This is a genomic window from Pseudarthrobacter kochi, assembly GCF_055412805.1.
This window is the reverse complement of record NZ_JBVAYV010000031.1, coordinates 33,867-46,953: the sequence shown is the minus strand read 5'-3', so window position 1 is coordinate 46,953 and position 13,087 is coordinate 33,867. Positions and strand designations below refer to the sequence as shown.

The following is a 13,087-nucleotide window of genomic DNA, read 5'->3' as shown; positions in this document are numbered from 1 at the left end:
TTTCGTTGAAGGCGATTTTTTCCATAAGGAAGAACTGTTGGTCGATGGTGTTTCCATGGGTGTTGCAACTCCCGGATTTCGGGGGCGTTGCAACGATCACTAGAACTCGCCTGAACTGGGAAAGTAGTGGTTGTCGAGACCGGCGGTGTCATACCGTCGTAGCAACAACATTGGTTTGAGCGGTGGGAGTTGCTGGTGGTTCGCAGGGCGTTGACGATGTCTGACAGGGCGGATATTGCGGTAGGCATCAAGGCGGGGTGGACGGACCGGCGGATTGGTGCCGATGTTGGCCGTGATCACACGATCGTGTGGCGGGAGCGTCGCCGTAATTCCACGAAGACCCGGGGATACCGGCCGGTCATGGCGGACGTGAATGCAGAGAAGCGGAGGTCGCGTCCGCAGCCGCGGAAGATCGATGGGAATCCGGTGCTGGAAGCCCGGATTCGCGCCGATTTGAAGAGGTCGAGAACACCACGGCAGATCGCTGGGCGTTTGCAATTGGAAGCGTCAGAGCCCAGCGTTGAGACCATGACCAAATCCCCTGATGCCGAAGGCGCTACCGTCTCCCATGAGGCGGTGTACAGGTGGATCTATGCCCTGCCGAAAGGCGAGCTGGCCAAGGCCGGGATCCTGCTGCAATCCAAGCGCACGAAGCGGAAAACCCGTAAGCCTTTAGGTGAGCGGACTGGCGGCCGGATCATCGGGATGGTCAGCATCGATGACCGGCCCGAGGAAGCCACCGACCGGCGTGTTCCTGGCGCGTGGGAGGGGGATCTCATCGTAGGTAAGGGCGAAAAATCCGCGGTGGCAACGCTCGTGGAGCGATCGAGCCGGTTCGTGATCATGCTCGGCCTGCCCGAAGGTAAGAAGGCACACGTCCGCCAGGCCGTGGCAACGGACCTTCCCGTCTACTTCGCCCACCCGCATTCACCATGGGAGCGGCCAACGAACGAGAACACCAACGGGCTCATCCGCGAGTACCTCCCCAAGGGCACAGAACTGACCAGTCACCAGCCCTACCTGGACTCCATCGCCGACGAACTCAACGACCGCCCACGAAAAGTTCTAGGCTTCTACACGCCACGGGAAGTATTCAACAAGCTACTCAACGACAACGTTGCTTAGACGAGTTGACACCGCCAGCTCGTCAGAATAGGGTCCCGAAAGCCGTTCCTGCACGTCCGCCGAACAGTCTTTGATTCAAACCTGACAACCGGCCACGCTGAGCTACTTAAGCGACTGCAGAACAGTCTGTTGCACAATTGCGGGTTGGGGTGAGGGCAGGGCCGGCTGCCCACAGCCGGGGACAATCCTTGGGGATTATCTACCGCTACTGCTGCCGTGGGAGCTACCTCAACAGCTCCCAGTTTCCAGCCGTGGATAACCCGGATTGGCCCCAGCCATGGACAGCTGTGAGTCGGCTCAGTTCGCTGTGTGATCCGCAGTAAAGGCTAATTTGTCCCTCGTTTTTTCATTCGATCGTGACCATCCAGAGGTGCTAATCAAAGATTCCTGCTTCAGGGGTTTTATGGGGAAGAGTAGTTCTGTCCTTGGCGGGGGTTTTGTGCCCGTCGTAAGCGCACTTTTTGAACGGACCTTCCTTGTCCATGAGGACGCGCATGTGTGGGTCGGCGTGGTTCAGCCACCAGGTGCTGACCCCGAGAGCAGGCTCCAGCCGTAAGTGTTCCCAGGCCCGCCAAATGGCTTCCATTCGTATAAGGGCTTCGGGATGTTTGTACCACTCGGGGCACCACGCGAACGCTGCGCCCTCATTGACTTCCCGGACATAGGACTGGGCCAGGAGATCTGCGAAGAACTCGACGGCACTGGAGTACACCAGCTCCGGTTCGGGCTCGTCATGGCTGTGGCCGCTCGGTGTGGGCTGGGCCTCTTCGTCGCCGAACGCGTCCCTGAACTCCTCACTCACGCCGTGCCGCTGTCTGTCCAAGGGTTGTGAGCAGGAACGGCCACCGGCTCACGCTCGACTTTCTCCGTAGTGGTGAGGGAGTCTTTGACCTTTTGGGCGTGGGGGCCGTTCATCCAGGGGATAGTTTCGATCATGGTGGCCGGGGCGCCGGAGGCGAGCAGGATGGCCCGGAACCTGGGAAGTGCCGTCAGGTCGGCCACGGAGAGGATTTCGTCTTTGTTCTCCTGCCGGGAGGATGAGGATCCGGTTCTGCTGTGGCTGCGGGAGACGTTGATGTAGCTGTATTGGCCGATGAGGCGGGAGAGCTCGTCGAGGTAGCCGACTTCGGAGACGCCGCCGCCGTAGATTTTGATGTTCGACGCTGACCAGAGTTTCCGCATGCCTTCCAGGGACCAGACCTCTACGCCCTGAGACCAGGACTGCAGGATGGTCATGAGGATGATGCCGCGGGAGCCGTAGTGGCTGTACTGGTCGGGCAGGGCCTTCCACCGGCAGACGTTCGCAGCCTCATCGAGGATCCCGAGCAGCGGTGTTGCGAGCCGGCCGCCGGGCTGGGAGGTGGCGTATTTTTCGGCCGCTTCCACGACGGCGACGGTCAGGGCGGTGACGAGCGGGCCGGCGGTTCCTACGCCTTCGCGGGAGAGGCTGTAGAGCGTGCCTTTGCCGCGCACGAAGTCCTCGGGGACGAACTGCGGCCGCGGGTCGGTGTCCACCGTCGTGTCCCGCAGCGGGGTGACCCATTGGCTGACCTCGCGGTCGGTCAGGCAGGAAACCATTTGCCGGGCGGTGCCGTAGACGCCGGCCCGCTGTTTCTCCGGTTCGCGGATGTGGCCCATCACCATGTCCGAGAGCAGGTCATACCCGGCGGTCCTGAGCAGTTCTGCGGGGGCCTCGTCGTGCGGGCGGGTCAACCAGGTGTAGACCTGCGTGACCGGGGCGGAGTCGAGTGAGGCGGCGAGCAGGAAGGCTTTGAGCAGGTTCTGCCCGGCCGGGTCGAAGTAGGCATCGGGTTTGGTCCCGGGTTCGCGGGAGCCGTTGGCGAAGTGCTGTGCCATGTTCCCGGCCGTGGCTTCGTTCTTCACGTAGGACAGCGGGTTCCACCACCAGGTGGGATCTTCTTCGGCGACGGACTGCGGGTCAAAGACCCACACGGCGCCGGCCTCTGCCCGGATCGGGCGCGTCACGTCCACGATGTCGCGCTTGTTCGAGGTGGCGATCACCGCGCCGGGTGCGTCCAGGATTGCCGGGACGGCGTAGGAGGTGGTCTTCATCGTGCGGGGACCGGCGATGAGGATCAGCATGTCCTCCCAGGAGGCCCACAGCGGGCGCTTACCGGCGACGCTGCGGCCAAGCCGCACCCCTGTGGAGTTCTCCACGCCGAGACGCACGGCCGTGGCAGTGGCCCCTTTGGTGCCCAGGTGATCGAGGTCTTTGCCGCGGCCCATGTGGACGGCGGCCTTATCCACCCGGGTGCGCTTGTGCGCCGTTCGGGAGCGGACCACCAACACAGTCACTGCCAGGGCAATCAATATTCCGAGGAGCACGCAAGCGACGACGGTGGACTGGACCGGCCAGGACACCCGGCCCTTGGCCAGCCCGGCGACCAAATCAATCGGGTGCGCCGGAGGGGCGGCAAGGCCGGCCATCCAGGATCCGAGATGTGCCGAGACCCAGCTGCCGCCCCCAACGACGACAGCTGCGCCGATTGCCAGCCAGATCCCCAGCGCGTCGCCGAGCCCTGTGCCTTTACGGTTCGGAGCACTCATGCCGCCCCCTCTTCCCGGACCGGAGCCGGCGCTTCGGAAACGGTTTTGGCCGGTGTGATCCATTTTTTGTTGGTGTCATTCAGCGACGCCTCGATGGACGTGAGGCCGATCTGGACGGGGATGCCGGGGCGGCCACCGACCTTGATCAGGAATTTCCCGCGTCCTGGGGGTTCGACGTCGCCGCCGCGGGAGTCCCAGGCGGGCGGGTCCTGCCAGGAGATGAGCTTCTGCTGCTCCTGCCACGAGAGCGGGATCGCGGCGGTCAGCAGCGGCATTTCTGAGGCCGGGAGTCCGCCGCAGATGACCATGCCGGAGCGTTCGACGAAGCCGCGGGCCTTCATCCGGTCCTCTTCTGCCGGGAGCGCCAGCAGGTCTGACATGGTGTGGGAGATCATGACCTGCCCGACGCCGACGGAGCGGTTGAGGCGGGTCAGGGCGTCCACCCGGTCCACCATTCCCTTGCCGGCGCGCAGTGCCCGCCAGAGCTCGTCGAGGACGACGAAGTAGTTCCGGCGCGGTTCCAGACCGGCGTCGGCGAGGGCGTTGGCGACGTTGACGGTGCCGAAGCCGTAGGACCAGCAGGCCAGAAGTACGGCGGCCTGCAGGTCCGTTTCTGTCTCGTCGATGCTGGAGACGTCGAAGACGACGGCCCGGTCACGCCGCATTGGGTTGGTGGTGTGTCGGGAGAAGATTTCCCCGAGTTTCCCGCCGCCGGTCAGCCCGAGAAGGGTTGCTTCCAGCGCCCGGGTTTCCTGCAGGTAGACGGTCATGTCGCCGCGGTCCAGTGCGACCTGGCGCAGCTCGTCCGGGGCGGCGATGATGACGTCGAGCAGGTCTTTCAGGACCGGAACACCGTCGAAGGTTTCATCGAGGACGCGCAGTGCGCGGTCCAGGATGGTCTGTTCCTGATCGGTGGGCGGGTTGTTCCTGCTGATCGTGATGAGGGAAACGACCATGTTCAGGCGTCGGCCGTGGGCGTCGGCCCGGACCCGGACGGCAGCTTCGTGGTGTCCGCGCTCCTCGAGGAGCTGGGCGACCTCAATGGCCTGGCCGGGGTCGAGGATGTTCAGGTAGCCGCGGCCGCGGCCGAGTTCGATGACCTGCCCGCCTATGGCGCTGATGGCGTCCACGTGTTCGCCCTTGAGGTCCCCAAGTACGAGGGGATGGACGCCCTGGCCGGAGAGGCCCAGCATCATGCGGCGCACGAGCGTGGACTTCCCCAGCCCGGGTTTGCCGAGGACGAACGCGGAGGGGTTGGAGATCAGGTGGGCGCGTTGGAACCAGCTGATCGGATCGCAGCAGACCGTGGCTTGGGTTTCCTCGTGCCGGCCCAGCGGGACGCCGATCATGGGCGAGGACGTACCTGAGCTGAATGGCCACAGTCCGCAGACCTGCACTGTCGTCCCGCGGTATTCGCGCACCGCCGGGACCAGGGCGGCAGCGCCTCCCCCGCGCCCGCCCCAGCCGCGGGACCCGGGGACACGCAACCGGGCCGGACGACCAGTGGATGCGCGGCGGTCACGGGCTTCGGATTCCACACCGTCAAGGAGCGGATTCTTCTTCTTCCGTCGAAAGAGCTTCTGCATTACAGGGCCTCTCTGATTTCGGTGGGCAGCAGGATGTGTTTGGGCAGGACGAGTCCGAGCGGCAGGGACGCGGCAAAAGCGGTGTCCTGGGAGCCGTAGGCCCGGCGCAGCAGCACCCGGGCTGTGCCGGAGGTCTGTTCCACGGCGGCGACAGCATCGGGGAGCCGGGCGGGGTCGGTGACGGTGGCGGTGACGACCATGCCGAAGTTCACCAGCCCGGCCCCTTGGGCTTCTTCCTGGGCGGTTTGCGCGGCGGAGCGGGCATCGACCAGGGCCCGAGCGCTGGGCCGGTTTCCGGAGGTGATGCGGACGTTGGCGTTGTTCTGATCCCGCTCGACGACGGCGGCGGCCCGGGCCGAATCCATCGGACGGTAGAGCAGGGAGACGCGTTTGCGGTCGATGTCCCCGTGCGGGGCCAGCAGCCGGGAAAGAACGGAGGAGTTCACCGACCCGCGGGGGGCGCCGGTCATGGTCCAGGAGGCAGAGAACGCGCCGTCGTGCCGGTAGTCATCCCAGCTCGCCTGCGTCGCGGACGGGCCGACTTCACCCCAGGTGAGGGCGACCGGGGATCCGGCGGCGTGGGCTTCATCAATGATCAAGGCCGCGGGCGGGTCGTAGGCGATCCGGACGACCTCGCAGAGTTCCTGCGCTGACATCGGCCGGGCGATTCCGGCGCCGGTGGCCTGCAGCCGTGCACCGAGCCCGGGGATCCGGGAGGCCAGGTCCCGGGCGACGTCTTCGGGTTCGCGCTTCCGGGACCCGGAGCGCAGCGCGGCGGTAAAGGTCAGGGACACCCAGGCCCGGACGGTGGCCGAGCCTTCCGGGTAGGTGCGGACGACCTCGCGGAGGATCGCCTTTGCGGCCTCCGGGGCGTTGGGGTGGATGTTCATTTCGACTTCGTTGCGCAGCCGGTATCCCGAGTCCGGAGCGGTCTCCACGGTCACGGCGGCAGCTTCCAAGCCGGCTTCGTCCCCGAGCCCGGCGATCCAGCCGCCCCAGTTCGCTACCCACGCGTCGACCTGTTCCGGATCCACCAGGGACGCACCATCTGGTTCGGTGGAGAAGACCACGGTGAAGTGGTTCGTGGTGGGGACATGGAGCATGGCGAACGGGCGGTTGTAGGAGTCGTTGAACTCATACAGCCGGGACTTCGCGGCCAGGCCGGGAAGCTGGAACATACCCCACTCGGTGACCCCGAGTGGGCCGGAACGGTAGAGGTTGGTCCCGCCGGAACGGGCGAGACGGAAGTTCATCCGCGTCGCGAACCGGTCCACGATGGATTGACCGTGCTTGTCCTTGACTGTCAGTAGCAGCACGATCAGTCCGGCGACAGCGAGGACACTCAGGCCCGGCAGCAGGCCAAGAAACGCGAAGGTGATGATGCCGGCCAGCAGACCGGTCATGACGATGCCGGTGCCGATCGCGCCCAGGCTGCCAAGCCCGGCGGAGCGGGGAACCCGCCAGTTGCCGTAGGACGGTTCCTTGTATTCGGTATTAATTGCTGCCACTGGGGCCCTCCCCGGTTGAATCCTGCGCGGTCTGTTGTGCGGCCTGGCCGGCCTTGGACGCTACTTGTGCTCCTGCGGCGACGACGAACCCGGCCGGCCCGGCGGCTTTCGCAGCTCCCGACGCGGCCCCGGCCCCAGCGGCGCCCGCGCCCGCGCCAGCTCCTGCAACTGCGCCTGAGCTCCCAGCGGTGGCGGCGCTTCCGGTGGTGCCCTTGCCGGGCGCTCCGCCGGGGCCCGTTGAGCCAGGGGTGGGTTTGCCATTGCCGCCGTTACTGCCGCCTGCGCCCTTGCTGCCCTGTGCACTGGCGCCCGCCTGGCCGGGCTGGCTTCCCGGTGTGGGGGAGGCGTTGCCGCGTCCACTCCCGGAACGGCCCATCGAGACAGCGCCGGTGGCCATGGCCCCCACCGCCGCTCCTGCTCCCCCGCCGGAACCGGAAGCGACGGCTCCGACCATCGGGGTGACGAAGCGCATCAATGCCGGCAGCGCCAGTAGCGCGACAATCATGAGGGCGAACCCGGTAATGGATCCCAGCAGGACGTTGCCGCCCGAGGATCCCATGAGCTTGAAGGCAACGGCGTAGACGACGGCCGCGGCGGGCTTGTAGAGAATGAACGCGATGGTCCAGCCCACGGCTTTCTGGAACCACTGCCGTCCCATCTCGGTGTTGGTGAACGCAGCCGTGGTCGGCAGGATCCCGGCGAGGATCACCAGCATGCCGCCGCGGACGATCATGAGGACGATCTGCACCAGCGAGGCAAGCAGACCCACCAGGCCCAGGATGATCAGAATGAAGACCCCGACTCCGGTCTGGTTCGTCATCACCAGGATGGCCATCGCGTGGGCGAAGCCCTTGCCGTCGGTTGCCCGGTCAATGATCGAGGCCGAGAACGCGTCGGCCGCGATCACCAGGATGGAAATCACCGCCAGCCCGAGGCCGGACACCAGCGTGAGGGTCAGCAGGGACCGGAGCAGGTCTTTCAACGGCGCCCCGCGCTGTTCCCAGATCATCCGGGTACCGCCGAGAATGACCGACAAAACCGCCAGTGCCAGCGTCCAGTAGCCCAGTTCCGAATTGACGAACCCGACCACAGGACTGGGGGTGACCCCGTCCTGGGATGCGAGGTTGGCCGTGGGCATGCTCACCCAGAAGGTCGAGAGCGTTGTCACCATCTGGCTCATGCCCTCCATGATCGACTTCGCCAAATTGCCAATGGCATCGTCGAGCATCCCGGAAACGGCATTGCCGCCCTGACAGATGACATCCAGGGGAACGCACTCAGCCATGTTAGACCCCGGCCCATGAGATAAAGCCGCTCATGTCGCTGAGCGGGGCAACGTCGTTTATGAGCTGTCCAGCATCGGAAACCTTGACTTTCCAATCCCCATCGAGCCACTGGAGCGGAAGAACTGCGTGAAACAATTTTCCGCCGGAGGTTCGAAAAGCCAGATCAACGTTGGCTTCGACGGGCGTGTAGGACTTGAGTAGGAAGCCTCGTACCTGAACGGTGTCATTTGAGCCGGTGGAAGGATCCAACGTCGCCGCTTGCTGTTTGGCTGCGTCACGCCCGGCACCGGGAGTCATGAGCTTGTCTGCCAGCTTGATATTCATTTGCTGTGACTTAGACGAGCCAAGGGCCACCAGGTTGACGGCAGAGTAGACCGCGCCGGTTGGCGAGTGAGCAAAGCAGGACCTGAATCCGCTGTCGTCCGTCTGCCCCGGCCCGAATGTCTTGGGGTCAGTGGGGGCTGCCATTTTGCCGACGAGTTCCCACTTGGACTTCGGTGCTGCGCCCAGAGCCGTCTCCGTGCTTGAGGGCAGCCCACAAACACTCTTTCCAACCGCGTCGGCTGACTTTGATGGCGCCGAGGAGGCACCGGCCGACGATGGGGCCGGGGCGGGCTGGGCGGTGCTGTCTGCCTTGGGGAAGAAGAAGATCACGACGACGGCGGCGATCAGCGCGACGACCAGGGCGGCCGAGATGATGAATCCGGGCTTGGTGAACGGGCTGCGTTCGGTACTGCTTTGGGTGGATTCGCTCATGATGAACCTCTCCGGTAGTTGCGGGTTTAGACGAAGGCGCGGACGATGCCGGAGGCGCCGGTGATGATGATGCAGCCGGCCAGGACCCAGCCGAGCTTGCCGATGGACTCTCCGCCTTCGCCGCGGCGGAGCTGGATGACCATGCCGATGCCGACGATGATGACGCCCAGGACGCCCAGGACGAGTCCGATGCCGGAGGCCCAGTTCAGGATCGTGAGCAGGCCACCTGCCTGTGCCGGGACAACCGGGGTGGGGTTGGGGATGACGCTTGCTGCAATTGCGGAGATGGAGTTCATGGTGAGACCTTTCAGTGCGTGGTGCCGGGTGTGGTGTTGCTAGCCAGGGCGGCCAAGTCAGTGATGAAGCGTTGGTATTCGCGAGCCGGCGGCAGGGTGGTGGAGTCTCCATGTCGCCAGGCTTCGACCCAGGGCAGGGTCCAGAGCCGGGGGGCTCCCCCGCCGACGATGGCGGCGAAGTCACGCAGGGGTTTGGGAGTCTTCCCCGGTGCGTCCGCCAGGACGGCGAGACCGAGCAGATCAACCGCAGGTGCCGCGCCTGATGCCCACTGCGTCAGGGCGCTTTGTGCCGCTGTCAGGCCGCGCATGTCTGCACGGCAGACCAGCAGCACCCGAGGTTTGCTGCCGTCCTGGAGGGCGGGCCAGCAGTGACCGGTGACCCGTGCCCCGTCTATCAGGTCAGCGATGCGGCTTTCACCGGATCCTCCATGGGCGCCGGTGACCCACAGCGCCGCGGAGCCTGCGAAGGTGCGGCGGCCTAGACGGTCTGCGGCGTCCGGTTCGACCATTCCCCTGAGCGGTTCACTGATCACGGCCTCCGGCGGCACGTGAGCCTCCGCGGCTGCCGTGTCCGTGCCGTCAGCGGTGGCCGGGTGGGTGATCCAGGGGTTCAGGGACTGTTGCATGGTTGCCTCCTTTCAGAGTCCGGTTGGTGGGTGGTTTAGAAGCCGGCGGCGACGGCGGCCGCGGCCGCGAGCCACGCCCTCTGGGTGGCGGGTTGGAGGGCTTCATAGCGGATGGGCCCGTTGACCAGGGCCGGATCGTAAGGAATCCGGACAACGGCGCGGACGAAGGGTGCGAAGCCGTCAGCGATCCGCTGGGCCTCGTCCTTCGCCCGCTTCAGGGCCTCCCCGCTCATGCTGCGCTTGGCGTCGGTGGACTCAGAGACGATGACGACGGCGTTGCGGGCCAGCTCCGCGTCGTGGCCGCCCCGGGATTCCAGGGTCTGCAGTGTCAGCCGTGCGGCTTCTGCGCGGTCCTCAATGGCTGTCACCGGGACCACGAGCTGGTTGGTGTGGTCGATCATCCGCCGCCAATTCGCGGCCCGGGCGGTGTTGCCCGAATCCATGACCACGAGCCGGTAGTAGCGGGTGAGGACCTGATGGGCGATGTCGACTTCCTCGGCGGTGACTTCGTGGTCGCCTTCTTCGTTTTCATCCGAGCGCAGGACGTCGAACTTGTCGGCGGTCTGGTGGTGGACGAACTTGGCGATTTCGGCGGCGTTCGTTGATGGGGAGAGCAGTTCGGTGGAGGCGTCGATGAGGTCCAGGACGCTGCGGTCGTGGGAGCCCTTTTCGGTCCGCCATCCGAGGGTGCCCTGGGATTCGTTGTTGTCCCACGCGACCGTGGCCGCGCCGCTGTAGCGGGCGAGGATGGCCGAGAGCATGACCACGGTGGGGGTCTTGTTGGCCCCGCCCTTGCGGTTGACCACGGCGATGGTTCGGGGGCCGGGCCAGTGCTGGCTGACCGTGCGGATGTCCTCGCGTTCGGTGAGTTCTTCCTCCGAGGGGTCCATCCGGAGTCCCAGGCGGGTGAGGGTTCCGCGCCAGCCTTGGGTGGCAGGTTCGAGCACCGGGGCGCTGACCAGGAACGAGGTTTCCTTCAGGCTGCGCCGTGTGGGCGCGGCTTCCTCAACAACGGCAGCTGTCTGCGGTTCCGGGGTGGCCGTCGCGGGGGCGGGCTGCCACGGCTGGGCGTCCGCTGGCGCTGCGGGGGCAGGAGCTGGCGCCGACTCTGCAGGAGCGGCCGCGGGCTCTGGCGCGGGTGCGGTATCAATGATGGCCGGCGCTGCGGTCGTGGGCGTGGTTTCGGGGGCTTCTGCCCGGCGGCGGGCCGGAGTCGGCTCGTAGGAAACGGATTCGATCTTGTTGTCCGGGTGGACGATGAGTTCGCCGTGGCCTTCGGGGTCCTCGATTCGGACCCGGACGGGGCGCTGGAGGGTCTGCGCTTCGCCGACGATGAGGGCCAGGGCGTTGTTGCGGAGTTCCTGTACGGAGTTTCCGGCAGGGACGATGCGGGTGTTGCCCGCGACGATGACTTCGGCGGTTCCGTTGTCGCGGACGATGGCCCGGATGTTGGGAAAGGCCATGACCTCGGTTTGTGTAGTGCCCATGAGCTTCTTCCTTACGTGTGTGGGATGGAGGTGGGCGGCGTTTAGGGCTAGGGCGGGGTGAGTCGGTTGACCTTCCACGGGGCGTCCTTGCCGGTGCGGAGCAGCTGGACCGTGTAGGTCCCGGCGTTGGTGGGGACCGCTGCCGTGACGCCGAAGCCGTTGGTTTCATCGACGGCGAGGGTGGCGGCACCGGTGACGCGGCTGGCCGGGATGTTGGCCGGGTCCACTGCCGAGTAATCGGCGGTCGCCTGCGGAGTCAGCCACCGGGCGAGGTCATTGGCCCACTGCTTTTCCTCCATGGCTGGGCGGGCGAAGTCCGTCATGGCGTTCTCTGCGACGTCCACGGCGTTGTCCTTGCTGGCCTGATCCCAGGTGATGCCGATCGTGGCCGGGATAGTGCCCCCTGGCGCCTGGGGTCCGCTGTTGGCGCTCAGTGAGACCGGCGCGGACGCTGTGGGCTGGCCGGTTGATGCCGTCGGTGCTGCCGTCGTGTTCGCCACCGGTGCGCAGGACACGCAGAGCAGCGCCACGGCGAGCAGGGTCAGGGGCTTTTTCACTTCTTCTCCTCTTGGGTGGGCAGGTACAGGAAAGCTGAGGGGACAGTGTTGGCCACCGTCCGGGTGTAGTAGCTGTGGTCCGCCGGGGCCGGGTTGCCGTTGTAGCCCTCCTCGACGTAGGTCCCGTTGTCCTTGACGTCTTTGACCACCGCGACGTGGCCGAAGCTCGGGTCCGCTCCCCCAGCTCCCGGCGCGTACCAAACAACGGCGCCGACCCGGGGTGTGGTGCCGGAGTCCCAGCCCTTGGCGTCCCAGCCGGCCTTCCAGGTCAGGGCCGAGCCGAGGCCCTGCCCGTCGGGACGGAACGTGCCGTTGAGGAACTTGAACGGTGTGCTGGTCGAGCCCATCTGCTGGTTCACCCGCCATAGGGCGAAGTCCACGCACTCGCGGTAGTACATGCCGAGAGGTGAGGTGCTGGCCGAGTTTGCGCCGACCTGCAACCAGGTCGGGGAGTTCTTCCACGGGTAGTCATCCCCCGCGCCCGACTGTCCCGGGATGGCGCAGTCGCTGCCCTGCAGGGAGAACTTCGAGTTCGAGAGCGCCTGGACGAGCTTCACTGCCTCGGTCCAGTACCTCTGGTAGTGGTAGGGGTCGGCGTTGCGCTGGACCTTGTTGCCGGCAAGGGTCGGTTCCAACAGTTCCCAGCCGGCCACGCCTTTCAGGGCTTTGATGAAGTTGGTGGCGCTCGTGGTGGGGTTCATGCGGTCTGCGTAGGAGCCCCACGCACCGTTGTCGCGCTGCTGGAACAACCCGCGTGAGTCCGGGCCTGCACCGTCGCCGGTATCGAGCACCCGCAACCCCGACTCCCCCAGGGCCACCATCACGCTGATCATTTGCCCGTTGACCGACAAGTCCTGTGCCTTCCCGGCGCCCATGATGGCTGCGGCATTCTGCAGCTGTTCCTGGGTGTATCCCTCGACCTTGGTGCTGCCGTCGACGACGACGGAAACCGCCGGCCCGCAGTCGGCCGCCGCAGGTTTGGCGGGGGGCAGCAACAGCAGCGTGGAGAAGACCAGGCCGGTCAGCACCACGGGTACCGCTACGGCGGCTCCGGTGCTGAGCATCTTGGACGGCTTCACGCTTCCCCCTGCGCTTGTGTGCTGTACTGCCTTGCGGTCATGGATCGTAGGCGCCCCCCGGCTAAACTTGATCCCAGAAGCTACGATGAATTAATACAAGGTTTGAAGTATCTGAGGTTGTTTAATTATTGGTTCAATCCTAACAGGTATTGATCCCCCGCGCTTGTCTCATGCCCTTTGCCTAAGGAGTGTCCGTGCCTGTCTCAGCCGCCG

The 13,087-nt window shown here is 65.6% G+C and carries 12 protein-coding genes; 1 reads left to right on the top strand and 11 read right to left on the bottom strand.

Features of this window, described 5'->3' with window-relative positions:
- Positions 1 to 195 precede the first annotated feature (195 nt).
- Complete coding sequence (locus ACZY0Y_RS14680) at positions 196 to 1,125, top strand: IS30 family transposase (protein ID WP_463958776.1); 930 nt, start codon at positions 196 to 198, stop codon at positions 1,123 to 1,125.
- A 373-nt stretch (positions 1,126 to 1,498) separates the two neighbouring features.
- On the opposite strand, the gene ACZY0Y_RS14675 is transcribed toward ACZY0Y_RS14680, so the two are convergent.
- The 11 genes from ACZY0Y_RS14675 to ACZY0Y_RS14625 are packed head-to-tail and all read right to left on the bottom strand — an operon-like array spanning position 1,499 to position 12,859.
- The gene (locus ACZY0Y_RS14675; RefSeq protein ID WP_463958774.1) at positions 1,499 to 1,927 is read right to left on the bottom strand and encodes a DUF4913 domain-containing protein; all 429 of its coding nucleotides are present in this window, start codon (positions 1,925 to 1,927) and stop codon (positions 1,499 to 1,501) included.
- Positions 1,924 to 3,693, bottom strand: a complete 1,770-nt coding sequence (locus tag ACZY0Y_RS14670) for a type IV secretory system conjugative DNA transfer family protein (RefSeq protein ID WP_463958772.1) — start codon at positions 3,691 to 3,693, stop codon at positions 1,924 to 1,926. The genes ACZY0Y_RS14675 and ACZY0Y_RS14670 overlap by 4 nt, the downstream gene beginning before the upstream one ends.
- Positions 3,690 to 5,279: a helicase HerA domain-containing protein gene (locus ACZY0Y_RS14665; RefSeq protein ID WP_463958771.1), complete on the bottom strand. Its 1,590-nt coding sequence runs from the start codon at positions 5,277 to 5,279 to the stop codon at positions 3,690 to 3,692. Before ACZY0Y_RS14665 ends, ACZY0Y_RS14670 begins: the two co-directional genes overlap by 4 nt.
- Positions 5,279 to 6,787: an SCO6880 family protein gene (locus tag ACZY0Y_RS14660; protein ID WP_463958769.1), complete on the bottom strand. Its 1,509-nt coding sequence runs from the start codon at positions 6,785 to 6,787 to the stop codon at positions 5,279 to 5,281. Before ACZY0Y_RS14660 ends, ACZY0Y_RS14665 begins: the two co-directional genes overlap by 1 nt.
- On the bottom strand, positions 6,774 to 8,072 hold the full coding sequence (locus ACZY0Y_RS14655; protein ID WP_463958767.1) for a TrbL/VirB6 family protein: 1,299 nt from the start codon (positions 8,070 to 8,072) through the stop codon (positions 6,774 to 6,776). The genes ACZY0Y_RS14660 and ACZY0Y_RS14655 overlap by 14 nt, the downstream gene beginning before the upstream one ends.
- A gap of 1 nt (position 8,073) precedes the next feature.
- The gene (locus ACZY0Y_RS14650) at positions 8,074 to 8,829 is read right to left on the bottom strand and encodes a DUF8175 domain-containg protein (RefSeq protein ID WP_463958765.1); all 756 of its coding nucleotides are present in this window, start codon (positions 8,827 to 8,829) and stop codon (positions 8,074 to 8,076) included.
- 26 nt (positions 8,830 to 8,855) lie between these two features.
- Positions 8,856 to 9,125, bottom strand: coding sequence for a hypothetical protein (locus ACZY0Y_RS14645; RefSeq protein WP_463958763.1), 270 nt, complete (start codon positions 9,123 to 9,125; stop codon positions 8,856 to 8,858).
- Between the two features lie 11 nt (positions 9,126 to 9,136).
- Positions 9,137 to 9,751, bottom strand: a complete 615-nt coding sequence (locus ACZY0Y_RS14640; protein WP_463958761.1) for a DUF6668 family protein — start codon at positions 9,749 to 9,751, stop codon at positions 9,137 to 9,139.
- Between the two features lie 35 nt (positions 9,752 to 9,786).
- Positions 9,787 to 11,238, bottom strand: a complete 1,452-nt coding sequence (locus ACZY0Y_RS14635) for a MinD/ParA family ATP-binding protein (RefSeq protein ID WP_463958760.1) — start codon at positions 11,236 to 11,238, stop codon at positions 9,787 to 9,789.
- Positions 11,239 to 11,285: 47 nt separating this feature from the next.
- Positions 11,286 to 11,795 carry a hypothetical protein gene (locus ACZY0Y_RS14630; protein ID WP_463958758.1) on the bottom strand — a complete coding sequence of 170 codons (510 nt, stop codon included), beginning with the start codon at positions 11,793 to 11,795 and terminating at the stop codon, positions 11,286 to 11,288.
- Positions 11,792 to 12,859 (bottom strand): CHAP domain-containing protein, encoded by a 1,068-nt coding sequence (locus tag ACZY0Y_RS14625; protein ID WP_463958779.1) that lies wholly within the window; start codon positions 12,857 to 12,859, stop codon positions 11,792 to 11,794. The genes ACZY0Y_RS14630 and ACZY0Y_RS14625 overlap by 4 nt, the downstream gene beginning before the upstream one ends.
- Positions 12,860 to 13,087 lie beyond the last annotated feature (228 nt).